The sequence below is a fragment of the Mesorhizobium sp. WSM4816 genome, from assembly GCF_055811535.1.
In genome coordinates, this window is record NZ_JBVVQR010000002.1 from 43,285 (window position 1) to 68,849 (window position 25,565).

Sequence of the window (25,565 nt, forward strand, 5' to 3'; positions counted from 1 at the left end):
CGACAGGCCTGCACAAAGACAGGCTGCCTCAATCGTATTTGGCGACAAAGCGTCCGACGGCGCCGAGGCAATCGTCCTTCTCCTCGACATGCGGCATGTGGCTGGAATTCGGAAAGACAATGCCTTTCACGTCCGGGATGCGATCGAGAAAGGGCTGGACGCAGGCTTCGGTCGCTTCGTCGTAAAATCCGCGGAACGCCAGCGTCGGCGCCTCGATCAGATGCAGGCGCTCGACGATGGTCCAGTTCCGCATCGTGCCGATGACGTGGAATTCATTGGGTCCGTTCATGGTGTGATAAACCGTCGGATCCGCGTCGATTGCCGCGAATGTCCGGGCGACCTCCCGCGGCGTTGGAAGGACACGGCAGACGTGGCGGTCATAGAAGGCTTTGGTTGCCGCAACAAAATCCGGGTGATCGGTGGTCCCGGCTGCCTCGTGCCGGTCAAGCGCGAGTTGCACATCGGCCGGCAGCCCGGCCCGCAATTGCAGCGCGCCTTCCACCCATAGCGCCATTGAGGCCAGCGAATTGGCCAGGATCAATGCCTTGAGCCCGGCAGGGCGTCGCACGGCATGTTCGGCCGAAAGTATGCCGCCCCAGGACTGGCCGAGCAGGGCGTAACGCTCGGCAATGCCAATGTGAGCGAGCAGTGCATCGAGTTCGCCCAAAAAGAAATCGACGGTCCAGAAGTCGCCGCCCTTGTCGGGCAGATGGGTCGACTTGCCGTTGCCGATCTGATCGTAGTGGATGACGGCCCGCCCGGTATCGGCAAGCTCCCTGAATGAATCGACATAGTCGTGTGTGCAGCCCGGCCCGCCGTGAGCGACGACCAATGGCAGCTTGCCCGAGTTGAGATCTCCGATCACGCGATACCAGGTGCGGTAGCCCCTGTAGTCGCTGAATCCTTGGGTGGTCGCATGTGCCGTCACAATTCCAAGCTCCGCGTCATGGCGCGGCAGGAACCGAGTGACGGACCCTCCCAAGCCTTGTTTGCGGCCGACGGTACTAAGCCGCCCGGCGCATTGACAGCTAGCACTATTAATAGGTTTGCCCTGTCAGGGGCGGTGGCCTCAGGTGGAGAGCCTCAATGCTCCGGCTCGAGACGGTCGCCTGGTTGCCTGCCATCATCCAGGGGGCGGATAAGGCGCGGGATTCTTGCTCGGAGAGGTGGTTGCGTGTGGCAGCGAAGTCGAAGCCCCAACGGTCAAGAGTGCTCCCGTCCGCTCAATCGGGCGCGGCTGTGCCGAGCGCGGCGGCCACGACATTGGCGAGGCCACGGCCGGCGCTGCCGTCCTCGTCGAGGCGCGGATTGTAGATGGTGACCTCGATCCCGACCGCCTTGCCGCTCGCCAGGATGATGCGGAGCGCCGCCGACAGTTCGTCCCAAGACAGCCCGCCCGGTATGCGGAAATCGACCGCCGGCATGATCGCATCGTCGAGACAATCGGCGTCGAGATGGATGAAGAAGCCGTCGAGTTCCGCCCGCGTCAGGCGGCCAACGGCGGCCTGGGCGGCGGCTTCGACCCCAAGGCGGCGGATAGCGTGCAGATCGTAGGTCATGAACTCGGCTGGCAAAGGCTGGCTGCCGTATTCGGCCTGGTCCACGTGGTCGCGAAACGCGAAGGCGACAGCGTCCCCCGCGCGAACCAAAGGGCGGCGGCCCTCCAGGTCGGTCAGCAGCGCCGGTCCGTAGCCGGTGACGAAGGCCAGCTCCATCGAGGCGCCTTCGCTGTTGGGCTCGGCCTCGGGTTGGAAGAAGTCGGCGTGGCCGTCGATGAAGAACAGGCCGTAGCGACCGCGCCGGCGCAGCGCCAGCATCGGACCCAGCAAGATCGTACAGTCGCCGCCCAGCACCACCGGGAATTCGCGGGCGTGCAGCACCTCCTCCACGGCGTCGGCGAGCTTGGGTGACCACGCCGCGATCGCCTTGGCATTCAGCGTCAGGGTGGCAGGGTCGGGCTTCGGGTCTTTCGGCGGGACGGCCAGCCGCCCGGCGCGGCGCGCATGGATGCGTTCGGCGAGGCCCAGTTCCAGCAGCCGACCGGGCAAGGCTTCAACGCCGTCGGTCGCCAGACCCAGCGAGGACGGCGCTTCAAGGATGGCATAGGGGCGGCTCGGCATCGGATGCTCCAGCTATCGCGGGTGAAAGCCGGCGTAACGCCAGCGTAGCTTCAGTACGTGGGCGAGACCGAGGAAATTTCAAGCCGCCGCCCAGCCGATGCCGTCGGGCGCGGCAACCGCAGCATCTCCGCATTGCTGCTGCGAAAATTGCTGCCCACGGCCACTCGTACCTCGCCGATTTTGCCGGCAAGGCCTATCTTCTGGTGAGCGACCCGAACCACGAAGGAGATCGACGATGAATGCAAAAGCTGCAGCGGCCGAAGCGTTCGTGCGCGAGCCGGCGGCCGGCTCGACGCTCAACGTTTTGGGTATCACCCATATCTACAAAGCCACCGGTGCCGAGACCGCCGGGTCCTTCTCGCTCTGGGAGTCCATGGTTCCGCCGGGCGCGGCAACGCCACCGCACATCCATGCCCGAGAGGATGAAGGCTTCTATGTGCTGAGCGGCGAACTCGTCATCGAATTCGAGGGCGAGTCCGCGCCCCGTCGCGTTGCACCCGGCGGTTTCTTCTTCGGCGCACGCGGCCGGCGCCACGCCATCCGCAATGACGCCGACAAGCCAGCTCGCGTGCTCGTCTTCTGCGCGCCGAGTTGCGGCCTTGATCAGATGTTCGCGGAAATGGACGCCGCGACCGCCGCCGGCACGCCAGAGATGGCAAAGGTCGTGGCCATCGCCGCCAAATACGGCGTCACCATCGAGGCGCCGGCTGATCCGCCGCGCTGAGGTCAAACGGTCGACTGTCAGGCGGGAAACAGAAATGCGGCGGCGGGATCGAAAAAAATCTGTCTGCTCGAGGCGATGCCTTCCTTTGGTTGCGCCATGTCGGATGTCGGCCTGACGTCGATCTCCTGGCCGGCGGCCGTGCGCGCGATGACGCGCCGCCGCTCGCCGAAGAAGGCGGTGTCGATGAATTCGACCGCAAGCCCGGCAGTGGCCGGGCCGGGTCTCAGCCGAAAAGCTTCCGGCCGCACCATCAGCCGGGTTTTCTGGCCTTGGCTGAACGCCTGATCGATCCTCACGCCGGAGACGACCGAGCCATCGGCGAGGCGGATCGTGGCGGCGCCGTCGACGGTTTCAAGATGCTCGGCCGGCAGGAAATTGGAATTTCCGATAAAACTGGCTACAAATTCGCTCGCAGGTCTCAGATAGAGGTCCTCACCGGTGCCGATCTGCTCGATGCGCCCGTCCCGAAACAGGGCGATGCGATCCGAAAGATGCAGGGCCTCGTCCTGATCGTGGGTGACGTAAAGGATCGTTACGCCGGTTTCGCGGTGGATGCGCCGGATCTCGGCCTGGATCTCCTCGCGCAGCTTCTTGTCGAGCGCCGAAAGCGGCTCGTCCATCAGGAGGATCGGCGGATCATAGGCCAGCGCCCTGGCAAGCGCCACGCGCTGCTGCTGTCCGCCGGAAAGCGCGCCAGGATATCGGCCGCCGAAACTCTCGAGCCGTACCAGCGACAGCATCTCGGCGACTTTTCGGTTCACCTCTGCGTCCGGACGGCGGCGCACGCGCAACGGAAAGGCAACGTTCTCGGCGACGGTGAGATGCTGGAACAGCGTGTAGCGCTGGAACACCATGCCGATATTGCGCTTGTGCGACGGCACCGACAGCAGCGACCTGCCTTCGAGAAGAACGTCGCCGGATGTCGGGTGCTGAAAGCCGGCGATCGCATAAAGCGTCGTCGATTTGCCAGAACCGGAAGGGCCGAGAAAGGTCAGGAACTCGCCCTTGGGTATGTCGATGGTGACATCGTGTACGGCGACGAAGCTGCCGAACGCCTTGCGCAGGTCGCGAATGGAGAGGAACGGTTCGGTCATTTCGACAATTTCCGCCGAATGAGTGCGGTTACGATCATCAGGCTCAGCGTCAGAAGAACGAGAAGGCTGGAGGCCGCAGCGATGACCGGGCTGAGATCCTGGCGCAGGCTGCCCCAGATCTTGACCGGCAAGGTCTGCAAGGTGGGGCTTGCCATGAAGATTGCGACCACCACCTCGTCCCATGAGGCGAGGAAGGCAAAGATCGCCGCCGAAAAAATCCCGATCTTGATCGCCGGCAAGGTGACCCGGAGTTTTGCCTCGAAGGGGCTCGCGCCGCAGACGATCGCCGCATCCTCGATGGATTTGTCGAAACCTTCGAGTGCCGCAGTGATCGGAATGATGGCGAAGGGCAGTGCCAGGACCGTATGGGCGATGACGAAGCCTACCGAGGTGCCGCCGAGCCCGATCCGCAGGAAGAATGCATAGATGGCGATGGCGAAGACGACAACCGGCAGCACCATTGGCGTCAGCAGCAGGCCGCGAAGCGTATTGCGCCCGCGAAACTGTCCCCTGACCAGCGCGAAAGAAGCCAGCAGCCCGATGAGAACGGCAAGAATCGCGGCCATTGTGGCAATGCGCGCGCTGGTCAGCGCCGCTTCGAGCCAGGCCGGATCGGCGAAGAGCTCCTCATACCATTTCAGCGTCCAGCTTGGTGGCGGAAAAGCCAGCCACCGCGACGACCCGAACGACAAAAGCACGATGAAAACCACCGGCAGCAGCAGAAACGCGGCAACCAGGCTGGTGAAACCCAGAAGTGCTGCGCGCAGCCAGCCCAGCCGGTCGTAGTCGAGCAGCATCTCAGATGCCTCCTGTCATGCGCTTGGCGCCGACGAGGCGCAGCTGCAGCGCGTAGAGCGCCATGGTCACCAAAAGCAGGATGAAAGCCGCCGCGCTTCCGAGCCCCCAGTTGAGCAAGGACTGGATCATCTGGGCAATCATTGCGGCGAGCATCATGTTGGAGGTGCCGCCGAGCAGCGTCGGTGTCACGAAATAGCCGAGCGACATGACGAAAACCATCAGGCCGCCTGCAGCGATTCCGGGAAGCGACAAGGGCAGCAGAATGCGGCGGAAGGCGTCGAAGGGGCTCGCACCGCACAGAGCGGCGGCGCGCAGCGTCATCGGATCGATGGCGCGCAGCGTTCCGACCAGTGGCAGTATCATGAAGGGCAGCATGATGTAGACCATGCCGATGGTGACGCCGGTCAGGTTGTTGATCAGCGGCAGCGGCTCGCTGATCAGGCCGATATCCATCAGCGTCCGATTGATGACGCCGGTGCGTTGGAGCAGCACCATCCAGGCATAGGTGCGGGTGAGCAGATTGGTCCACATCGACAGGATGATGATGCCGAAGACGATCGAGCCGAGGGCAGGCGGCATGATCGCCAGCATCCAGGCGACTGGAAACGCCACGATCACGGTTACGGCGGTGACGACGGTGGCGACCAGAAAGGTGTTGAAGAAGACCCGCGCATAGGTGCCGTCGCCAAACAGGGTGGCGTAGTTCTGCAGGCCCGGCACGGGTTCGGTCACGCTGCGCAACAGCAGCGCAACAACCGGCACCACGAAGAACAGGGTGATGAGGGTCAGCGCCGGCAAGGCGCCGCCGATACCGTCGGGCGTTCGGAGGATTGGCTGTCGATGAAGCAAATTGCCCGACATGGCGATGATCCCGGCAGCTCAGGCGGGACGCCTAGCGACGCCCCGCCGGTTCATGGGTGAGGTCGGCGGCTATTTGGCCTGCCAGGCGTACCAGCGCTCGGCGATCTTATCGCGGTTTTCAGCCCAGTAGTTCATGTCGAGGTTGATCTGCCCGTCGACATAGGCGTCCGGCAGCGACTTGACGACATCGGCCGGCATTTCGGCCTTGGCTGCCGTGTTGATGGGGGCGTAGCCGCTTGCTTCGGCAAACATGGCCTGGCTTTTCGCGCTTATCGCTGTGGCCAGGAACTTCATCGCGCTCGCCTTGTTCTTCGAACCCTTGGGGATGACCAGCACGTCGGCGGCAGTCATGTTCTGTTTCCAGGATGCGCCGACATCGGCGCCGTCCTGCTCGAGGGCGAAGACCCGTCCATTCCAGAGCTGCCCGAAGGCTGCTTCACCGGAGGCGATCAGCTGCTGCGACTGCGCGCCGCTGTCCCACCAGACGATTTCCGATTTGATCGCGTCGAGTTTTTTGAACGCCCTGTCGAGGTCGAGCGGATAGAGCTTGTCCGCCGGCACGCCGTCGGCCAACAGCGCAATCTCGATGACGCCCGGTGCCGACCATTTGTAAAACGTGCGTTTGCCGGGAAATTTCGTCAGGTCGAACATGTCGGCCCAGCCGGTTGGCTCGGCCGACACCGCCCCTTTGTTCCAGGCAAGAACGAAGGAGTAGTAGAAGCTGCCGACCGCATGCTCGGTGGTGAAGCGAGGATCGAGATCGGCTTTCGGCACGACGTTGAAATCGATCGGCTCGAGCAGGCCGTCCTTGGCCGCTTTGATGGCGAAATCCATCTCGACATCGACGACATCCCAGGCGACGCTGCCGCCTTCCACCATGGCCTTCAGCTTGCCGTAGTCGGTCGGGCCGTCCTGCAGAACCTTGATGCCGGAACTGGCTTCGAACGGAGCAGCCCAGGATTTGGTCTGCGCCTCCTGGGTGGTTCCGCCCCAGCTGGTGAACACCATTTCATCGGCGTGTGCGGCAGTGGCTGCCAGGAGTGCGGCCAAAATGCCGGTCAAAATCAGTTTCATGTCATTCTCCTCTGTTGGTTGTCTGGTTCTTGTTTTTATGAATTGCGCGATTGCCTCATCGCATGACGAACGGGTCCGGGACCGGCTCGTCGGATATCCGTATCCAGACGGATTTCGGGCGCGTGTAGTCGCGGATGGCGTCGAGCCCGCCCTCGCGGCCGAACCCCGACTGACCATAGCCGCCGAACGGCACGAGCGGCGAAACGGCGCGGTATGTGTTGACCCAGACGATGCCGGCATGGATGTCGCGCGCCATGCGGTGCGCCTTGGCGAGATTGGTGGTGAACACGCCCGAAGCGAGGCCGAACGGCGTATCGTTGGCAAGCGCCAGGGCTTCGGCTTCCGTGTCGAAGGTGAGAACGCTAAGCACCGGACCGAACAATTCCTCGCGCACGCAGGGCAGCGCTGAATCCTCGGCATCGATGATGGTCGGTGCGTAGTAGAAGCCGTGCGGATGAATGTCGGGCCTTTTTCCGCCGGTGACCAGCGTCCCGCCATTGGCGAGGCTCTCGGCAACGATCTTCTCGATCCATTCCCGCTGACGTGGCGTTGCCAGCGGTCCCATTTCGGTGGCTGGATCCTGCGGATCACCAATTTTGATGGCCTCGGCCTTGTGCTTCAGCCTGTCCAGGAACTCGGCCTTTATCGAACGCTCGACAAGCAGCCGGGAGCCGGCGACGCAGCTTTGTCCAGACGCTGCGAAAATCCCGGCCACCACCGTGTTGGCCGCGCTGTCCAAGTCGGCGTCGGCGAAAACGACAACCGGACTTTTCCCGCCCAGCTCCAGCGTCGTATAGGCGAGATTTTCCGCCGTGTTGCGGACGATAGCGCGAGCGGTCGAAGGTCCGCCGGTGAAGGCGACGCGTGAAACCAGCGGATGACTTGTCAGGCGCCGGCCGCAATCGTGTCCGAACCCGGTCAGTATGTTGACGCTTCCGGCGGGAAATCCGGCCTCATGAACGAGTTCGGCGAAGGCCAGCAGCGGCGCTGGACCATCCTCCGAGGCTTTCAGGACGACCGTGCAGCCGGCGGCCAGCGCCGGGCCGAGCTTGACGGCCGAAAGGAAGAGCTGCGAATTCCACGGCACGACGGCAGCGACGACGCCGATCGGCTCGCGTCGGATGGTGACGTCCATATCGGCCTTGTCGATCGGCACATGCGAGCCTTCATGCTTGTCGGCAAGCCCGCCATAGTAGCGATAATAGTCGCCGACATAGGCGATCTGGGCGCGGGTCTCGCGGATGATCTTGCCGGTGTCGCGCGTTTCCAGTTCGGCCAGGCGGCCGGCATTGGCGACGACCAGGTCGCCGAGGCGCACCAGCAGCTTGCCGCGCGCCGTCGCCGTCAGCGAGGCCCACGCGACCGAGTGCAGCGTCCGGTGCGCCGCCTCGACGGCGCGGTCGACATCGGCCTCGGTTGCGGCGGGCATCGTCGCCCAGGGCGCTCCGGTTGATGGATCGGTGCTTTCGAAGGTGGCTGTCGGCGTATCGAACGCCCCATCTATGAAGTTGCTGAAGGCCACAAGGGTCATTGCGGCCTCCCATGCCCGAAGGCCGGCATCACCTTGTCCACGAACAGCTGCAGCGACTTCTTCTTGCGTTCGTGCGGCAGACCGCTGTCGATCCAGATCGAGTACTGGTCATAGCCGAGCGCCTCATATGCCTTAAGCCGGGTGATCACCTCTTTGGCTTCGCCGATGACCAGGTTCTGTCGGATTTTGTCCGGCCCATATTGCGGCATGGCTGCGATCTCGTCGTCGGAGAGCGCTTCCAATATGCCTTGGCGAACCGGCTTCTTGTTCTGGAACCACGCGCCGAACTGGCAGTAGAACAGCGACAGGTCCCTCGTCAGTTGCTCCGCATCGGCGGCATCTTCGGCAACGAATGTGTGCATCAGCAGCATGATCTCGGGGCGGGCCATGTCGGGATGCGCCGCGCACGCCGCGTTGAAGCGCTCCATCAGGCTGGTTACTTCGTCGTCACCGGAGGCGAGCGGCGTCACCTGGACGTTGCAGCCGTTGGAGACGGCGAAGTCGTGCGAGTTCGGATCGCGCGCCGCCACCCAGATCGGCGGGTGCGGCTTTTGCACCGGCTTGGGCGACGAGGTGGTCGAGGGAAACGACCAGAATTCGCCGGACATCTCGAAATCGCCTTCCCAGAGGCCCTTGATGGCCGGGATGATCTCGCGCATGCGCTGGCCCGCGCCCCAGGCGTCGAGCCCAGGGAACAGGCGTTGGTACTCGTAGCTGTAGGCGCCGCGGGCGATGCCGATGTCGAGCCGGCCGCCGGTGACGACATCGGTCATGGCTGCCTCGCCGGCGAGCTTGATCGGATGCCAGAACGGCGCGATGACGGTTCCTGTGCCGAGCCGGATGCGCTTCGTCCTGGCGCCGAGATAGGCAATGTTGATGAACGGGTTTGGCGAGATGGTGAACTCCATGCCGTGGTGTTCGCCGATCCAGGCCGTCTCGAAGCCTGCCGCCTCGGCCATCACGACCAGTTCCTCAAGCTCATCAATGAGGTCGGCATGCGGCTTTGCCGGGTCCGAGCGTTCCATATGGACGAAGAGCGAGAACTTCATATCTGTTGACCCGGACTGGAAGTGTTGATTGCTACCGGCTTGGCGAGCGGACGGACTTCCCCTTCGACTGCGTTGCCGACATAGACTCCAAACGCATCCTCCCGACATTCGCGAACATAGCGGGCGAGCATCGAGCGCACGGCAGCGTCGGCGATGTTCAGTCCGGCAATCCTGTCGATGTCGACGAGCCGGACCTGGCGATCGCTGGAGTGGGGCGCGGCTAGCGTGCCGCGGTAGTAGACGTGCGTTCGCGATGGGCTTGCGGCGTCGTCCCAGACCGCAAACAGGAATCCGAGATGAGCCTCGATGGCTTTCGCAGCGAGGCGTCCCCTAAGGCTTCGCGTGTCGCCGGGTGCCCCGAGCCCTCGGCCCGCCGGCAGTTCGAAAAAGCCGTCGGCGGTTTCGAGGAACAGCACGCGGCCTTCATCTTCGAGGATGGCGCCGACCTCCATGTCGGGCGGCGCGGCCGCCAGTGCTTCCTGGCTGAGGCCGGGCGAGACGTAGGCGCCACGGCAATAGCCGAGGGGCTGCGATGAATTGTGGGAGAATTCGCGAACGCGGCCGATGAGGATCGAATGGTCGCCGGCGTCGACCAACTGCTCCATGTCACAGTCGAACGTAGCCACCGATCCAGCGAGCAGCGGGCTGCCGGTCGGGCCGAAGCGCCACTCGACAGCCGAGAACTTGTCCTGCGATTTCGAAGCGAAGACGCCGGATGCGGCTCGCTGTTCCTCCGAGAGCACGTTGACGGCAAAGCACTTCGAGGTCGAAAACACCGGATGACCCAGCGCTTTCTTGGCGATGCAGACCAGCACAAGCGGCGGATCGAGCGAGACGGATGTAAACGAATTGGCGGTGAAGCCTCGAGGCTCTCCTTCCGGCCCGATTGCGGTGACGATTGTAACGCCGGTCAGGAAGGAACCGAGCGCCCGCCTGAATTCGCCCGCGTCGAAGGCTGTGTCCATTGCCGGTCGCGCCGATGGGCTTGCGCCGTCGTTGCTCTCGAGAAAATCGACAATGCGCCGTGTGACCACGTCAGGCGAGGCTACGGCCATCATATGTCGTTCGCCCTCCAGAACGACGCAGCGACCGCGCGGCGCGAGGCGTGCCATCGCCGCCGACATCGCAGGCGAGGAATTCCTGTCCTGCGAACCGGTCATGAACAGGGCCGGCATTGCGAGACCGGAAAGACGATCGCCATGCGCCGCATCGGCATGGGCGAAAAGTCGATAGGTGCGCGCATAGCCCTCGGAGTTGACGCTTTGCAGTGCCACGCGCGTCATCATTGCCGCCTCGGCCAGGCTGTCGGGGACCGGGTTGCCGAACCAGCGCGCGATCGTTGCGTCCGTCCCCGACGGGTTTTCCGCGCCATTCAGTTCGGCGGCGCGCTCGCGCACTGCCTGCGCAAGCTCCGCCGGGCGGCGAAAAACCGCATTGAGCGAGACGAGGCTACGAACCCGTTCGGGTGCATTGAGAGCGATTTCCTGCCCGACCAGCGCCCCCATTGAATGGCCAACGATCGAGACGGCATCCAGGCCAAGGTGATCGAGAAGCCGAATTGCCTGTCCGGCATAATCGGCAAGGCTGGCGTCCTCGGGCGGCAACGGCGACTGGCCGTGTCCCAGGATGTCGATTGCGATCACATCCCATCTGTTTTTCATCAGCTCGATCTGGGGTGCCCAGATCGCCGCGTTCATGCCGACACCGTGGATGAGAAGGACCGGCGCGCCGGATCCGGCACGGATGAAACCGGTGCCGTCAGGCGCCGTTCCGCGATGCCAGTCACGGTCCGTCAGCTCAGCCATGCAGGTCGCCGACCTCCTTGAGATCCTGGTAGCGGTCGCCGATGCGATGATGCGGTCGTCCGCCGATCGAGGCGCCAAGCGCCACCACCAACTCGTCCGGCGCCGGCGCGTCGCCGATCTGGAAGTGCACCGTCAGGTAGTGCGAACGTCGGCCTTCATCGTTCTTGTCCATGAGCGGGATCATGATCGGCGTGTTCGGCCCGCCGCGCAGGTTGGTGAAGGCAAGATAGGTCTTGGCGCCGACGGCACGCCGATAGTGGTTGCCGAAATGCAGCGTGTGGATGAGCGCCGAGGCATGCTCGATCTCGCCTGATGTGCCGCAGATTGCGGCCTTGCCGTAGCCTTCGATCGCTTCGCCGGATCCGGCAACTGCGAGGATTTCATGGGTCAGCATCTCCCCCAGAACCGGCGCATAGGCGCGGATCTCAGGCGAAAGGTCCTCGGTGAAACCGCGCCTGGCCCAGGGGTTGTCGAGCACCGCCGCCACGCCGATCAGGCGCAGCGGCCGGGGGGCCGCCTTGCCGCCTTCGATTAGCGTGTTCTCGACATGGGTGACGATCTTTCGAATGGCCGGCTTCATCGAATCCTCGGTGTGGGTCGGCTGAGGCATCCGGAAAAGTTCCGCTTTTGCCTAGCCGTCTTATGGTATACCATACTATTGAAGACCAAATCCCTTGTCAACGGATCGTCGAATCTGTTTCTTGCGGATGCCGGGAGTATATGAATTGGCCGACGACACACTGAGGATCGAACGATCCGCCAAGACGCTAAGAACGCTGGCGCTGGAGCGCATGCGCGACGCGATCATGGGGTTTCACTTCCAGCCTGGCGAACGGTTGGTCGAGCGGCCGCTTTGCGACCAACTCGGCGTCAGTCGCTCGGTGGTGCGCGAGGTCCTGCGGCAGTTGGAGACCGAGGGCCTCGTCCAGATGATACCTGGCCATGGACCCGCGGTGGCCAGGCCGGATCTCAGCCGCACCGACGAGATTTATGAACTGCGCGCTCTGATGGAGGGCATCGCGGCGCGCGCCTGCGCGCTGACGGCGACTGAGGGCCAGATCGCCGCGCTTGAGCGCGCGTTCGATGTGCTGCTCAAGGCGTGGGCATCAGCCAATCCGATCGAGGTGATGCGGGCGACCACAAAATTCTACGAGGTGCTTTTCGATGCCGCCGACAAGCGCATCGCCTGGGAGATCGTCCAGGGTCTGAACGTCCGCATCAACCAGCTGCGTTCCATGACCATCGCTTCGGAGAATCGCCGCGATGCCGCAATTGCCGAAATGACCGACATTATGAACGCGATCAAGTCGCGCAACGGCGATGCCGCCGAAGCCGCGGCCCGGCGGCATGTGGAGCAGGCCTGGCGAATTGCGCAACAGACCCTTCGCAACAGCTGAAGCAGAAATTTCACATTACGGAATCGTCCGTCGCCCTCGCAGAGGGCAGTGCTTTCGTCACAATTTCAGGGGCAATATTGTACGGCTTGGTCGTTCTGGGCGCTGTCATGGCGCTGCGCGAACGGCGGCTGCAATGAGAAGGGATACACGATGAGCAAAGGGGCGCCGACATCGGCGGATGATTTTCTGACCGGGCTGAACGGGCAGCGCGTGCTGGTGACGGCAGGCGCCGGCGGCATCGGCCTGGCCATTGCCGACACGCTGTCGCGGCTCGGCGCGCGCATCGTCGTTTGCGACGTCTCCGACGAGGCGCTGGCAGCCGCTCCGGACAAGATCGCCCTGGTCGCCGCGGTCAAGGCCGATGTCTCGCGCGAAGACGACGTCGACCTTCTGTTCGAGACGGTGAAGGAAAAGCTCGGCGGCCTCGACGCGCTGATCAACAATGCCGGCATCGCCGGGCCGACCGGCGGCGTCGACGAAATCGATCCGGCGGAGTGGCGCCGCTGCATCGACATCTGCCTGACCGGCCAGTTCCTCTGCGCCAGGCGTGCCGTGCCACTGATCAAGGCGGCGGGCGGCGGCTCGATCGTCTCGATGTCGTCCGCCGCCGGCCGCCATGGCTACGCTTTCCGCACCCCCTATTCGGCGGCCAAGTTCGGCGTCATCGGTTTCACGCAAAGCCTTGCCAAGGAACTCGGGCCGCACGGCATAAGGGTCAACGCCATCCTGCCCGGCATCATCGAGGGACCACGCATCGACAAGGTTATCGCCGACCGGGCCAGGCAGCTCGGTGTGTCGAACGAGGAGATGACGGAGCGCTATCTCCACAACATCTCGCTGCGCCGCATGACCAGCCCCTATGACGTCGCCGCGATGGTCGCTTTCCTGTTGTCCGATGCGGCGATCAACATCTCCGGCCAGTCGCTCGGCGTCGACGGTAATGTCGAAACCCTTTGAGGAGCCCGACCATGATGAAGGTAGCGATTGTCGGCAGCGGGTTCATCGGGCGGGCCTGGGCGATCAGTTTTGCCCGCGCCGGCCACGATGTGCGGATGTGGGACCAGTCGCCGGCCGCGACCGAAGGTGCGCACGATTACATCGCCGGCGTGCTCGGTGACCTCGCTGCGAACGATCTGCTGCGGGGGCAGGCAATCGACGTCGTGCTTGGTCGCATTGCCGTCGTTGCGGAGCTCGAAGAAGCGCTGGCCGATGCGGTCCATATCCAGGAGAACACGCCGGAAAACCTCGACGTGAAGCGCGAGGTGTTCTCGCAGATCGATGCAATGGCCGGTCCGCAAGCGGTGATCGCCAGTTCCACCTCAGCGTTGCTGCCGTCGAAATTCACCGACCATCTGCAAGGGCGGCACCGCTGCCTGGTCGTGCATCCGATCAATCCGCCCTACCTCATTCCGGCCGCGGAAGTCGTGCCGGCGCCATGGACGTCTTCCGAAACGGTCGAAAGGACCCGCGCCTTCCTCGTCGATGCGGGCCACGCGCCGCTGGTGATGAAGCACGAGCTCGACGGCTTCATCATGAACCGCCTGCAGGGCGCGCTGCTGGAGGAGGCTTTTCGACTTGTCGCCGACGGCTATGCCAGCGTCGAGGATGTCGATATCGGCATTCGCGACGGGCTGGCGCTGCGCTGGTCGTTCATGGGTCCGTTCGAAACGATCGACCTTAATGCGCCGGGCGGTGTACGCGACTATGTCGAGCGCTATCAATCGATCTATGCCAACATTTTTCCGCAGATGCTGCGCCGCGTCGACTGGGCCGGCGAAGTCATCGAGACGGTGGAGGCCGACCGCCGCAAACGGCTGCCGCGGGAAGAACTCGGCGAACGGCAGGTTTGGCGCGACCGCCGGTTGATGGCGCTGGCCACGCACAAGAAAAAATCGGATCAGGAGTTTGGAAGATGACGGAAACAAGCCGCAAGCCCGGTGCTACGCAGACCAGGGGCAAAATTATCATCACCTGTGCGGTGACAGGGGCGATCCATACACCGACCATGTCGCCCTATCTGCCGATCACGCCGGACCAGATCGCGTCCGAGGCGATCGCGGCGGCGGAGGCAGGTGCGGCGATCCTGCACCTGCATGCCCGCGACCCCGAGACCGGCAAGCCCGACCAGACGCCGGCGGCCTTCGCCCGCTTCCTGCCGCGCATCAAGCAGGCCACCAATGCCGCCATCAACATCACCACCGGCGGCAGTCCCTACATGAAGGTCGAGGAACGCGTGCGCCCGGCCGCCGAGTTCAAGCCAGAGGTCGCCTCGCTCAACATGGGCTCGATCAATTTCGGGCTCTATCACCTCGTCGACAAATACGAGACTTTCAAGTTCGACTGGGAAAAGCCGCATCTGGAAGCGACGCGTGACCTGGTCTTCCGCAACTCGTTCAAGGACATCGAATACATCCTTGCGACCTGCTACGACAACGGCACGCGCTTCGAGTTCGAGTGCTACGACATCGCCCATCTCTACAATCTCTCGCACTTCGCCGATCGCGGGCTGGTCAAGCCGCCGTTCTTCGTGCAGTCGGTGTTCGGTCTGCTTGGCGGCATCGGCACCCATCCCGAAGATGTCGCCCATATGAAGCGCACCGCCGACCGGCTGTTCGGCGACCAGTTCCGCTGGTCGGTGCTCGGTGCCGGCGCCAACCAGTTGCGCATCGCGGCGCAGTCGGCAGCCCTTGGCGGCAACATCCGCGTCGGGCTCGAAGACAGTCTGTGGGCCGGCAAGGGCAAGCTTGCCAAATCGAACACCGAGCAGGTGGTGCTTGCCCGCAAGATCATCGAGGGGCTCGGCATGGAAGTGGCGACGCCCGACGAGGCGCGCGAGATCCTGTCACTGAAGGGCGGCGACAAGGTCGCGTTCTGAGGCGGCTCGCCTATCGCCGCACGGTGCCAACAGAGGAGGACGGCATGAAGAGTCGTGGGGGTCGTTGCCGCGCCTCCCCGGCGATGGCGTCCTGCGCGGCAGCCTGTTCGCGATAACCGGCCTTGGCATCAAGGGCGTGGCGGAACCACGCTTCGCCGGATGACGGCAGCTGCAAAAGAGGATAGAGGCGAATAAGGAAAACGAGCGCGCGCTCGATTTCAGATATGGACCCGATGCTTTTCGGCGATCTCGTCCATCGATGGTGGCCACCTCGTTTCATCGCTGGGAGTTGTCCATGAATTTCGACATTCCTGCCCGCACCGAAGATTACCGCGTCCGCATTGCCGACTTCGTCGAGCGTGAGATCCTGCCGCTCGAGGCCGACAAGACGTCCTATGACGCACATGGAAATATCGCCTTGCCGCTGCTGGAGACGCTTCGCGCCAAGGCGCGTATGGCGGGCCTGTGGTGCCTGCAGCTCAAGCTGGAAAGCGGCGGCGCCGGTCTCGGCAAGATGGATATTGCGGTTTGCTACGAGGAGATGAACCGGTCGATCTTCGGGCCCGTGGTGTTCAATTCGGCAGCGCCCGACGATGGCAACATGATGGTTCTGGAGGCGCTCGGCACGCTGGCGCAGAAGGAAAAATGGCTGAAGCCGATCGTCGAGGGCCAGGTACGCTCGGCCTTTGCCATGACCGAACCGCATCCCGGCGGCGGCTCGGACCCTTCGATGATCATGACGCGTGCGGAGCGGCGCGGCGACAAATACGTAGTGACCGGCCGCAAATGGTTCATCACCGGCGCGGAGGAGGCCAGCCATTTCATCCTGATCGCGCGAACCTCGGACGACCCGCGCCACGGTCTGTCGGCCCTGATGTTCCACAAGGACCAGCCGGGCTGGCATATCATTCGCCGCATCGAGATCATGGGCCCGGAGGAGCATGGCGGGCATTGCGAGCTCGAATTCGAGGGGCTCGAAATCCCTGTCGAAGACATGCTGGTTGGCGAGGGCAGGGGCATGAAGGTGACGCAGGTGCGGCTCGGCCCGGCGCGGCTTACCCACTGCATGCGCTGGCTTGGATTGTCCAAGCGCTGCGTTGAGATCGCGCGCGCCTACGCTGCCGAGCGCCATGGTTTCGGCCAGCGCCTCGCCGACCGCGAAAGCGTCCAGCTGAAGCTCGGCGACCTCGCCATGCGCATCGAGATCGGCCGCATCCTGGTGATGAAGGCTGCGTGGGAGCTGGACCGCGGCGGCTTTGCCCGCAAGGAAGTATCGATGGCCAAGGTCCAGGTCGCCAATGTGCTGCATGACGCGGCCGATGTGGCGATCCAGATCAATGGCGCGCGAGGCTATTCGAAGGACACGGTGCTCGAATGGATCTACCGCTATGCGCGCCAGGCGCGGTTGGTCGACGGCGCCGATGAGGTCCACAAGATGGTGCTGAACCGTTTCCTCAACGACGAGGAGAGGGGCTTCTGGCGCTGGACCGTCGAAGGCGAGGCATAGCGGACGCGGGGTGGCATCTCAGGAGGAAAAGATGCCGTTGAATGCGGATTTCGATCCTGCTGCATTGAAGGGCTTTCTCGCGAACCGCTTCGGCGATGCCGCAATGACGCTCGAGCGGATCGGCGGCGGGCAGTCCAACCCCACCTACTTCGTCGACTATGGTGCGCATCGCATGGTGCTGCGCAAGAAGCCGGCCGGGCCGATCCTGCGCGGGGCGCATGCCGTCGACCGCGAGTTCCGCGTGCTTGAAGCGCTCGCAGCGACCAACGTGCCGGTGCCGCGGCCGGTGCTCTATAACGCCGGCGCCGAGCCGCTCGGCACGCCGTTCTACCTGATGGAGCGGCTGGATGGTCGCGTCTTCCACGACTGTTCGCTGCCTGGCCTCGTCCCCGCGGAGCGACGCGCCATCTATTTCGGCATGGCCGAAGCGATGGCCAAGCTGCATGCTGTCCGTCCCGACGCGGTCGGTCTCGGCGATTACGGCCGGCCCGGCAACTATTTCGAGCGCCAGATCGGCCGCTGGACCCGGCAGCTCAGGGAATCGCCGAGTGACAGAATTCCGGCACTCGAAGCGGTCGCCGACTGGTTGCCGCAGCATCTGCCCACGGATGATGGGCGCGTGTCGATCGCCCATGGCGACTTCCGCCTCGGAAATCTGCTGTTCCATCCCGGCAAGCCGGAGGTGATCGGCATTCTCGATTGGGAGCTGTCGACGGTCGGCCATCCGCTCGCCGATCTCGGCTTTTGCTCGATGACCTGGCATTCGACCCCGAACGAATATGGCGGCATCCTCGGCCTCGATCATGCCGCCCTCGGCATTCCCAGCCAGCGCGAATTCCTCGATCATTATTTCGCCCGTGCCGTACCCACTGCGCCCTTGCAACGCTTCCACCTGGTTTTTTCACTGTTCCGTTTCGCTGTGATCTTCGTCGGCATCGCCGACCGGGCGCGGGCAGGCAGCGCGGCGTCGGCCGATGCCGCCAGCAAGTCGCCGCTCGCCGGTCGCTTTGCCGAACGTGCTCAAGAGATCATCCAAGGAGCGAGACCGTGGAGTGGCTCCTCCTGAGGGGGGCGTTCGCGCCTGGTCCTTTCCCTACCCGGCGACGTCAGCAATCCAGTCCGAGAGGCTTTGCGAAAAACTTCGCGGCACGATGAATTCGCACGCGGTCTCGCCGGTGCGCAGGAACAGCACGGGCACATGGTGCAAGGATGTCAGCACGGCGCGGCCCGGGGCGGCCGCCGGCGCGCACCAGTCGACGGCGATACATCTGGAGAGCACTCCTGCGATGTCCGCCCCAGCCATCCTGAAACGCACGCGACCCTCGCCGAGAGAAACCGAACAGCCGAGATCCGGGTCGACGGCAAGCGAAGATGCTTGCGCGCCGTCGTCGAGAGCCAGCCACAAGCGGCGAGGCGCGACGCGGATGACGAGAAAACCTTTATGACGGACCGTCTCTCCGACCGAGGCGGGAAGTTTCGTGCCGAGCGACGCAGAGAGGCTCGATTCGAATTGCCCCAGCGTGCCGTCCCAGCCCTCGATCTGGATGAGTGGGCAATCGACCACGGACAGGCTGAAATCCGGGCTAGCCATGCAGTCGTTCCCCCTGCGGATCGAGGAATACCGGCGAGACGATTCGGGCACGGACCGTTTCGGCCTTCATCGGATAGACGGCCACGACCTCGCTTGCTTCGCTGGCGACATCGCCGGAAAGCAAGGCCAGCCCGACATAGTGGCCGCGTTCGGGGCTGAAGGTGACGGAGGTGACGCGGCCGCGCCCGTGGCCGTAAGGTTTCTCGCCCGGCAGGAACAGGATGGCGCCACCGCGAAGGCGTTTTCCCTCTTCGATGCATTCCAGTCCGACCAGGCGCTGGCGGTCGGGCGCCTGGAAGGCGGGGCGCCGTCGCTGCACGTCGCCGACGAAGCCGGTACGCTTGCCCGCCAAGCGGCCGAGGCCAAGATCGTCGAGCGTCGTGCGCCCATCGATTTCAGGTCCGGCGACATGGCCCTTTTCGACGCGCAGCGCGCCGAGCGCCTCGACGCCGTAAGGTTTCAAGTCGAGCGGCCTGCCTGCTTCGAGCAGGCGGCTCCAAAGCTGTTCACCGGCAGTTGCGCCGACATAGATTTCGTAGGCGCGCTCGCCGGAATAACTGAGACGCAGGATGCGGAGCGCACGGCCCTGCCATTCGCTCTCGAGCAATCCCATATGCGCAAGTGCCGCGTCGGAAACATCGAGAGCGGGAAATGCCGCAGCAAGAATTGCACGGCTTTTCGGTCCGGCAACCGACATCGCCGCCCATTCATCGCTCACCGAGGTCACGGCGACGCGCAAATCCGGCCAGGCCGTATCGAGCAGGAATTCAAGACGCGACAGCACGTCGGCGGCCTTGGCGGTCGAGGTGGTCATGAAGAACCGGCTCTCGGCCAGCCGCGTCGTGGTGCCGTCGTCGAAGACGATGCCGTCGTCGCGCAGCATGACGCCGTAGCGCGCACGGCCGACCGGCAGTTTGGCAAAGCCGTTGGCGTAGATGCGATCGAGGAAAATCGCGGCATCCGGGCCCTGGACGTCGATCTTGCCGAGGGTGGAGATGTCCATCAGGCCAGCGGCCTGGCGCACACTCCGCATTTCGGCGACATACGCTCCGTTCACGTCGAGCCCGGATTGCCTGTAGAAATAGGGCCGCATCCAGAGCCCGACCTCCAGCATCTCGGCGCCGTTCGCCATGTGCCAGTCGTGCATCGGCGTGCGGCGGATCGGCTTGAAATGATGGCCGATGGCGCGTCCGGCAAGCGCACCGATGGCGACCGGCGTATAGGGCGGTCGAAAGGTTGTGGCGCCGGTCTCGGGAATGGTTGCATTGCGTAAGGCCGCCATCGAGGCAAGCGCTGCAAAATTGCTGGTCTTGCCCTGGTCGGTGCCCATGCCGAGCGTGGTGTAGCGCTTCAGGTGCTCGACCGATTCGTAGCCCTCGCGATAGGCGAGTTCGATATCCGCGGTCGTCACGTCCATCTGGAAATCGACGAAGGCCTTTCCACGGCCGAGAGAAGGGATTTCGCGAAACGGGGCCGTGGCGGTCTCGCCAAGATCAAGTTTTGACGGAGCGGGCACCGGCGCCGACTTGCCGCAGAACGATGCCGCCTCGGTGCCGGCGCGATGACCGTCCTCGATGACATCGGCGGTCGAAAAAATTCCCATCATCGAGCCGGCGCCGAACCGGTCCGCCGGAAACGCGCCCGGCACGAAGCCGCCAATGTCGTCGCGATATTGAGGTTTGACGCCCAGGTGCGAGGTGAGATGCACGGTTGGCGACCAGCCGCCGGACACGCAGACCAGGTCGCATGCGGCCTCGGACTGGCCGTCCGCTCCGCTCAGCGTTGCACGCCTGACGGCATGGCCGCCATGCAGGTCGACGATGCGCGTTGCGGCCCGCACCACCACGCCGAGCCGTCCGGCTTCTGCGGCAAGCGCTGTGGACGGCGCTGCGCGAACATCGGCAACCGTCACCTCTGCGCCGGCACCGGAAAGGTCGAAGGCGGCGCGCCAGGCGCTGTCATTACCGGTGGCGACGATGATTTTCTTGCCGGGCAGGACGGCGAAGCGGTTGAGATAGGTCCGGGCGGCCGACGCAAGCATCACGCCGGGCCGGTCGTTGTTGGAGAACACCATTGGCCGCTCGATGGCGCCGGTGGCGAAAACGATCGAGCGGGCGCGAAGCATGGTCAATGTCTGCAACACTTCGCCGGCCGGCTGTGGATTGGTTGGGTCGCGTTGCCCGACCAGTCCGATGACATTGCCGTCATAGATGCCGAAAGCGGTCGTCCGCTTCATCAGGGCGACGGTTTTGAAGCCGTCCAGCTCGGCCTCGGCCTGTCTGAGCCATGCGGCCGCAGCGCTGTCGGAAGCTTCCGCCAGAAGCTGGCCGCCGAGCAGGAAATCCTGTTCGATCAGCGCCACCCGCGCGCCGGCCGCTGCGGCAGCACGCGCCGCCGACAATCCTGCAGGGCCGCCGCCGATGATGGCGACATCGGCAAAGGCATGACTGATGTCGTAGCGGTCTGAGTCGGGATCGGTGCCGGCTCTGCCAAGCCCGGCCCCCTTGCGAATGAAGTGCTCGTAGAACATCCAGGCGCGGCGCGTCGGGCCCATGAAGGTCTTGTAGTAGAAGCCGGCCGACAGGAACGGCGCCAACAGGCCGTTGACGCTTTGCACGTCAAAGGCAAGCGAAGGCCAGCGGTTCTGGCTCTCCGCGACTAGGCCGTCTTGGAGTTCCAGCGTCGTCGCCGGCAGGTTCGACTGGCGCCTGCCTGCGGTTGCAAGCGTGACCAGTGCATTCGGCTCCTCGGCCCCGGCGGAAAAAATGCCGCGCGGACGGTGATACTTGAAGCTGCGCCCGACCAGCGTGACGCCGTTGGCGAGCAGCGCGGAGGCAAGCGTGTCGCCGCGATATCCGATCAGGCTCCGGCCGTCGAAGGTAAACTCGACCGGCTGCTCGCGGTCGATACGGCCGCCCATCGACAACCGCTTGTGGTTCGAACTCATGCCGGTGATTTCCTGGCGGGTGATTTCCTGGCCGACAATTGCCTGGCGAGATCGACGGATGCGATGGCGTGGTTGCGCGTGTCGCGTTCGATCACCAGCCATTGGCGGCAGCCGGTCACGTGCTGCCAGAACTCGCGGTGCAGGCCAGCCGGATTTGTCCTGACATAGACGTAACGGTACCAAGCCTCGGGATCGGGATCGTCGTGCGCCGGACGCGTGACGGAAGCGTCGCCGCCGTAGCGGAACTCGTCATGGTCGCGCAGACCGCAGCAGGGGCATTCGATGCGCAGCATTGTCTTGCGCCTCCTATTGCAGCCAGGCTGAGGGGCCGGCGCCAGCCTCGTCGAGCGTGTGGCCGGTGCGGAAACGATCGAGCCCGTAGGCTGCGATCAACGGGTGCGGCTTGCCGGTGGCGATCGTGTGGGCGAAGCACCAGCCGGAAGCCGGCGTCGCCTTGAAGCCGCCATAGCACCAGCCGCCGTTGAGATAGAGCCCCTCGATCGGCGTCGGGCAGATGATCGGGCTCGCATCGGGCGTCATGTCCATGACGCCGCCCCAATGGCGCAGCAGTCGGATGCGCGAAATGCACGGCATTAGAGCGATCGCCGCCTCCGCCACTTCGCGCACGACGCCCAGATTGCCGCGCTGGGCGTAGGAATTGTAGCCGTCGAGATTGCCGCCGAAGACCAGCCCGCCCTTGTCCGACTGGCTGACGTAGAAATGATCGGCGCCATAGGCGACAACATGGTCCACCAACGGCTTCAGCGGTTCGGTGACAAAGGCCTGCAAGACGTGGCTTTCGATCGGCAGTTCCAGGCCGGCCTTGGCGCCGAGCACGGATGTATGACCGGCAACAGCGAGGCCGACCTTGCCGGCGCCGATCCGGCCTTTCGTCGTTTCGACGCCGACGATCCTGTCGCCGTCGCGGAGGAAGCCTGTCACCTCGCAGTTCTGGATAATGTCGACGCCATGGCCGTCGGCGGCGCGCGCATAGCCCCAGGCGACCGCGTCGTGGCGCGCCGTGCCCGCCCGGCCCTGGAAGATGGCGCCATGGATCGGAAAGCGGGCGGTGTCGGAAAAATCGAGATAGGGCACGAGACGGCGCACCGCGTCGCGGTCGAGGATGTCGGCATCGATGCCGTTCAGCCGCATGATGTTGGCGCGGTGGCTGAAGCCGTCGAGCTGGTCGGCGGAATGCGCGGTGACGAGCTGGCCGCGCTGCGAGAACATGACGTTGAAATTCAGCGCCCGCGACATGTTCTCCCAGAGTTTCATCGAGAATTCGTAGAACTGGGTGTTGCCGTCGAGCAGGTAGTTGGAGCGGATGACGGTGGTGTTGCGGCCGACATTGCCGCCGCCGACATAGCCCTTTTCGAGCACCGCGACGTTGCGGATGCCGTGGTTCTCGGCGAGGTAGAAGGCGGTAGCGAGGCCGTGTCCACCGCCGCCGATGACGATCACGTCGTAGGACGGTTTTGGCTCCGCTGCCCGCCAGGCGCGCTGCCAGTTCTTCTGGCCAGACAGCGCGTTGCGGAAAATCGAAAATGCCGAGTAGCGCGCCATCCCTGCGGCCTATCGAACGATCGGGCCGGCCGGCGTGCGGGTAAGCACTTCGGCGCCCGCATCGGTCAGAAGCACGGTGTTGGAGACGAAGTCATCGCCGCGACCGGTGCCCATCAGCCACGACAGGATGTGGAAGCTCATCCCGGTCTCGATTTCGAGATCGGAATCGTGCCTCAAGCCGGTCACCGAATTGCCGCCAGTCCATGATGGCGGCTGTCCGGCGCCGACAAGGTAGCCGCAGTGATGGCGGCGATAATGGGAAAGACCGGCCTCGTCGGCGACGGTCTGCCAGGCGGCGTAGACGTCGCGCGCCCTGGCGCCGGGCCTGAGTGCCTCGACGACGGCATCGAACGCCCTGGCGGTCACCTCCGCCATCGCGGCGTCTTCGTCGCTGATATGGCCGATGCGAACGAGCCGGCCGAGCGGCGCGTGATAACGCGAGATGCAGCCGGACAGTTCGACGAAGACCGGCTCGCCCTTGCGGTAGATCCCGTCGCCCCAGGTCGTATGCTCTTCGCCCAGGCGCGCGGCCGGGCGGATGAACGGGCCGAAGCCCGGAGCATGACCGCCGGCGCGGATCATCGCCGCAACGCACTGGGCCGCGACCTCCTGTTCGGAGGCACCGTCCGAGATCGCGGCGATCGCGGCGCCGGCGGCGGCGTCGGTCACTTGTGCCGCCTGACGCATCAGTGCCTGTTCCTCGGCGCTCTTCACTCGCCGCATCCTGTCGACCAGCCCGGAAACATCGCTCCATCTGGCATCGGCCTGCGTCTGCAGTGCGACGGCAAGCCCATGGCTGAGGCCGGCCGTCCAGTATTCGAGGCCGATCCGCTTGCCGGACAGGCTGAGCTCCGCAAGCACCCGCGCGGCAAGGTCGGCCGCCGTTTCGCTGTCGGAATGGCCGCGGAATTCCGCTGCCGTCACCTGTTTCTCGATCGTCACCCTTTCCATCGAGCGGGTGACCAGGACAGGTTTCCCTTCGAGCGGGACGATCAGCAGGTGAGGGGCAAAATATCCCCAGTGATCGAGCCCGGTGAGGTAGAAGACGTTCTCCGGCGAAGCAAAGACCGTCGCGTCGAGCTCGCGCTCGGCCAGCGCCGTGCGGACCCTGACAAGGCGGCCGGCGATTTCGGCTTCGGAAAACGGATTACGGTCCATCAGGCGTCCTCGTGCTGGTTACCGGTTTCGTTGCCGGCATGATCTTTCGTCAGTGACCGGCTTCCAGTCCCCATGCTCAGTCGATGACGATGAGTTCGCGCGCCACGTCGCAGAGGCGTTCGCCGCCGCGATCCGTGACGACGAAGGATTCCGAGATGGCGATGCCGAAATCGTCGAGCCAAACGCCGGCCATGAAATGGAAGCACATCCCGGACTGCATCCTGGTGGTGTCGCCGGGACGAAGACTTGCGGTGCGTTCGCCCCAATCGGGCGGGTAGGCGAGCCCGACCGGATAGCCGACGCGGCTCTCCTTCTTCAACCCGTTCTTCCTCAACACTGCCTGCCAGGCGGCTTCCACCTCTTCGGCGGTGTAGCCGGGGCGGGCCTTCTCAAGGCCGGCATCGACGCCCTCGACGATCGCCTTGGCCATGTCGACGAGGACTTGCGGCGGCTTGCCGAAATGCACGGTCCGCGTCAGCGCCGCATGATAGCGCCGCCGCACCCCGGCGATCTCCAGAATGGCGAGGCCGCTGTCCGGCAGCGGCGCGTCGGACCAGGTCAGATGCGGCGTGCTGGTGCCCTCGCCGACGGGCATCAGCGGACAGATCGCGGCATAGTCGCCGCCCGCTCCGGGCACGCCCGTGATCTGTGCGTGATAGATTTCCGCAATGACATGGTTCTGCGGCACGCCGGGCCGCATTTTTTCTATGGCGCGTTTCATGGCGTGTGTGCAGATCGCACCGGCCTCGCGGATCAGCGCCAGCTCGGCTTCGGATTTGACCAGCCGCGCCCAGTTGACGAGATCGTGGTTGTCGGCGAAGTGCGCGTCAGGCAGCCCGCTGACGAGATGGGCATGGCAGCGCGCGGTGTAATAATGCGCGTCCATCTCGACGCCGATGCGGGCGTTTCCCCAGCCACGCGACCGGATCCGCTGGGCGAGTTCGTCATAGGGGTGTTCGACGGGCTGCTGCACCAGCCGTTCCGAGAACGGCACGATGTTCTTCTCCGGCAGGCCGGTGGTCAGGCGTGCGCTCCTGGCGTCCTGCGCCCTGCCGAACCAGATCGGCCGGTCTTCCCTGAGATGGACGAGCACGCATTGCGGAACATAGAACGACCATCCGTCATAGCCGGTCAGCCAGCACATATTAGCTGGGTCCTGACAGATGATGAGGTCGAAGCCGGCCTTCTCCATGCGTGACTTCACGCCGGCCAGGCGCTGCGCATACTCCGCTTGCGTGAAAGTCCCGAAACCGCTCGCGCTCGCCACCGAAATCCCACCTGCCAGTACGCTGGTTTTTCCTCAAATTGTGCACAACTGGTAATAATGTGTGATCTGATTACGAATTATTACCAGATTTCTGTAGTTTTTATATCTTAGCTTGCACAATGTCTAGGGCAGTTGTATACGTCTTGGCAAGCAGGTGTCGACCTCGAAGAAGGCCGCGCCCTGGGAATCATCAGTCAGTTGTTC

The 25,565-nt window shown here is 64.2% G+C and carries 23 protein-coding genes; 7 read left to right on the top strand and 16 right to left on the bottom strand.

The genetic code is table 11. The annotated features are described in order from the left end of the window. Positions 1 to 28: 28 nt before the first annotated feature. Together AC0L3H_RS02335 and AC0L3H_RS02340 are read right to left on the bottom strand one after the other, a co-directional pair. Positions 29 to 928 carry a proline iminopeptidase-family hydrolase gene (locus tag AC0L3H_RS02335; protein ID WP_473584359.1) on the bottom strand — a complete coding sequence of 300 codons (900 nt, stop codon included), beginning with the start codon at positions 926 to 928 and terminating at the stop codon, positions 29 to 31. A gap of 295 nt (positions 929 to 1,223) precedes the next feature. Beyond that, positions 1,224 to 2,120 carry an arginase family protein gene (locus AC0L3H_RS02340; protein WP_473584360.1) on the bottom strand — a complete coding sequence of 299 codons (897 nt, stop codon included), beginning with the start codon at positions 2,118 to 2,120 and terminating at the stop codon, positions 1,224 to 1,226. 235 nt (positions 2,121 to 2,355) lie between these two features. Here AC0L3H_RS02340 and AC0L3H_RS02345 point away from each other — a divergent pair, with 235 nt between their 5' ends. Further along, positions 2,356 to 2,844, top strand: a complete 489-nt coding sequence (locus tag AC0L3H_RS02345) for a cupin domain-containing protein (protein ID WP_473584361.1) — start codon at positions 2,356 to 2,358, stop codon at positions 2,842 to 2,844. A 17-nt stretch (positions 2,845 to 2,861) separates the two neighbouring features. Here AC0L3H_RS02345 and AC0L3H_RS02350 read toward each other — a convergent pair whose 3' ends face one another. The 8 genes from AC0L3H_RS02350 to AC0L3H_RS02385 all read right to left on the bottom strand — a co-directional run bounded on the left by AC0L3H_RS02350 (position 2,862) and on the right by AC0L3H_RS02385 (position 11,636). Further along, positions 2,862 to 3,938 (bottom strand): ABC transporter ATP-binding protein, encoded by a 1,077-nt coding sequence (locus tag AC0L3H_RS02350; protein WP_473584362.1) that lies wholly within the window; start codon positions 3,936 to 3,938, stop codon positions 2,862 to 2,864. Beyond that, positions 3,935 to 4,735, bottom strand: coding sequence for an ABC transporter permease (locus tag AC0L3H_RS02355; RefSeq protein WP_473584363.1), 801 nt, complete (start codon positions 4,733 to 4,735; stop codon positions 3,935 to 3,937). The genes AC0L3H_RS02350 and AC0L3H_RS02355 overlap by 4 nt, the downstream gene beginning before the upstream one ends. A gap of 1 nt (position 4,736) precedes the next feature. Continuing rightward, the gene (locus tag AC0L3H_RS02360; protein WP_473584364.1) at positions 4,737 to 5,597 is read right to left on the bottom strand and encodes an ABC transporter permease; all 861 of its coding nucleotides are present in this window, start codon (positions 5,595 to 5,597) and stop codon (positions 4,737 to 4,739) included. A 69-nt stretch (positions 5,598 to 5,666) separates the two neighbouring features. Further along, the gene (locus tag AC0L3H_RS02365; protein ID WP_473584365.1) at positions 5,667 to 6,671 is read right to left on the bottom strand and encodes an ABC transporter substrate-binding protein; all 1,005 of its coding nucleotides are present in this window, start codon (positions 6,669 to 6,671) and stop codon (positions 5,667 to 5,669) included. Between the two features lie 55 nt (positions 6,672 to 6,726). Next, positions 6,727 to 8,202: an aldehyde dehydrogenase gene (locus AC0L3H_RS02370; RefSeq protein WP_473584366.1), complete on the bottom strand. Its 1,476-nt coding sequence runs from the start codon at positions 8,200 to 8,202 to the stop codon at positions 6,727 to 6,729. Then, complete coding sequence (locus tag AC0L3H_RS02375) at positions 8,199 to 9,251, bottom strand: LLM class flavin-dependent oxidoreductase (RefSeq protein ID WP_473584367.1); 1,053 nt, start codon at positions 9,249 to 9,251, stop codon at positions 8,199 to 8,201. The genes AC0L3H_RS02370 and AC0L3H_RS02375 overlap by 4 nt, the downstream gene beginning before the upstream one ends. Beyond that, positions 9,248 to 11,056 carry an alpha/beta fold hydrolase gene (locus tag AC0L3H_RS02380; RefSeq protein WP_473584368.1) on the bottom strand — a complete coding sequence of 603 codons (1,809 nt, stop codon included), beginning with the start codon at positions 11,054 to 11,056 and terminating at the stop codon, positions 9,248 to 9,250. Before AC0L3H_RS02380 ends, AC0L3H_RS02375 begins: the two co-directional genes overlap by 4 nt. After that, entirely contained in the window at positions 11,049 to 11,636 is a 588-nt protein-coding gene (locus AC0L3H_RS02385) for an amino acid synthesis family protein (protein ID WP_473584606.1), read from the bottom strand. Before AC0L3H_RS02385 ends, AC0L3H_RS02380 begins: the two co-directional genes overlap by 8 nt. Before the next feature lie 145 nt (positions 11,637 to 11,781). On the opposite strand from AC0L3H_RS02385, the gene AC0L3H_RS02390 reads away from it, so the two are divergent. From AC0L3H_RS02390 to AC0L3H_RS02415, 6 genes are all read left to right on the top strand, one after another. After that, positions 11,782 to 12,453, top strand: coding sequence for a GntR family transcriptional regulator (locus tag AC0L3H_RS02390; protein ID WP_091597522.1), 672 nt, complete (start codon positions 11,782 to 11,784; stop codon positions 12,451 to 12,453). A gap of 150 nt (positions 12,454 to 12,603) precedes the next feature. Beyond that, the gene (locus AC0L3H_RS02395; protein ID WP_473584369.1) at positions 12,604 to 13,410 is read left to right on the top strand and encodes an SDR family oxidoreductase; all 807 of its coding nucleotides are present in this window, start codon (positions 12,604 to 12,606) and stop codon (positions 13,408 to 13,410) included. Between the two features lie 11 nt (positions 13,411 to 13,421). Then, a complete protein-coding gene (locus AC0L3H_RS02400; protein WP_473584370.1) occupies positions 13,422 to 14,369 on the top strand; it encodes a 3-hydroxyacyl-CoA dehydrogenase in 948 nt (315 codons plus the stop codon). Continuing rightward, positions 14,366 to 15,328, top strand: coding sequence for a 3,5-dioxohexanoate:acetyl-CoA acetone transferase (kce, locus tag AC0L3H_RS02405; RefSeq protein WP_473584371.1), 963 nt, complete (start codon positions 14,366 to 14,368; stop codon positions 15,326 to 15,328). The genes AC0L3H_RS02400 and kce overlap by 4 nt, the downstream gene beginning before the upstream one ends. A gap of 295 nt (positions 15,329 to 15,623) precedes the next feature. After that, a complete protein-coding gene (locus tag AC0L3H_RS02410) occupies positions 15,624 to 16,835 on the top strand; it encodes an acyl-CoA dehydrogenase family protein (protein WP_473584372.1) in 1,212 nt (403 codons plus the stop codon). A 31-nt stretch (positions 16,836 to 16,866) separates the two neighbouring features. Next, complete coding sequence (locus AC0L3H_RS02415) at positions 16,867 to 17,901, top strand: phosphotransferase family protein (protein WP_473584373.1); 1,035 nt, start codon at positions 16,867 to 16,869, stop codon at positions 17,899 to 17,901. A 27-nt stretch (positions 17,902 to 17,928) separates the two neighbouring features. On the opposite strand, the gene AC0L3H_RS02420 is transcribed toward AC0L3H_RS02415, so the two are convergent. The 6 genes from AC0L3H_RS02420 to AC0L3H_RS02445 all read right to left on the bottom strand — a co-directional run bounded on the left by AC0L3H_RS02420 (position 17,929) and on the right by AC0L3H_RS02445 (position 25,361). Then, positions 17,929 to 18,426, bottom strand: a complete 498-nt coding sequence (locus AC0L3H_RS02420) for a sarcosine oxidase subunit gamma (RefSeq protein WP_473584374.1) — start codon at positions 18,424 to 18,426, stop codon at positions 17,929 to 17,931. Further along, positions 18,419 to 21,373, bottom strand: coding sequence for a sarcosine oxidase subunit alpha family protein (locus tag AC0L3H_RS02425; protein ID WP_473584375.1), 2,955 nt, complete (start codon positions 21,371 to 21,373; stop codon positions 18,419 to 18,421). Before AC0L3H_RS02425 ends, AC0L3H_RS02420 begins: the two co-directional genes overlap by 8 nt. Further along, a complete protein-coding gene (locus AC0L3H_RS02430; RefSeq protein WP_473584376.1) occupies positions 21,370 to 21,666 on the bottom strand; it encodes a sarcosine oxidase subunit delta in 297 nt (98 codons plus the stop codon). Before AC0L3H_RS02430 ends, AC0L3H_RS02425 begins: the two co-directional genes overlap by 4 nt. Before the next feature lie 13 nt (positions 21,667 to 21,679). Next, positions 21,680 to 22,936 carry a sarcosine oxidase subunit beta family protein gene (locus AC0L3H_RS02435; RefSeq protein WP_473584377.1) on the bottom strand — a complete coding sequence of 419 codons (1,257 nt, stop codon included), beginning with the start codon at positions 22,934 to 22,936 and terminating at the stop codon, positions 21,680 to 21,682. Positions 22,937 to 22,945: 9 nt separating this feature from the next. After that, complete coding sequence (locus tag AC0L3H_RS02440) at positions 22,946 to 24,094, bottom strand: M24 family metallopeptidase (RefSeq protein WP_473521572.1); 1,149 nt, start codon at positions 24,092 to 24,094, stop codon at positions 22,946 to 22,948. A gap of 76 nt (positions 24,095 to 24,170) precedes the next feature. Continuing rightward, the gene (locus AC0L3H_RS02445; RefSeq protein WP_473584378.1) at positions 24,171 to 25,361 is read right to left on the bottom strand and encodes a M24 family metallopeptidase; all 1,191 of its coding nucleotides are present in this window, start codon (positions 25,359 to 25,361) and stop codon (positions 24,171 to 24,173) included. Between the last annotated feature and the right edge of the window lie 204 nt (positions 25,362 to 25,565).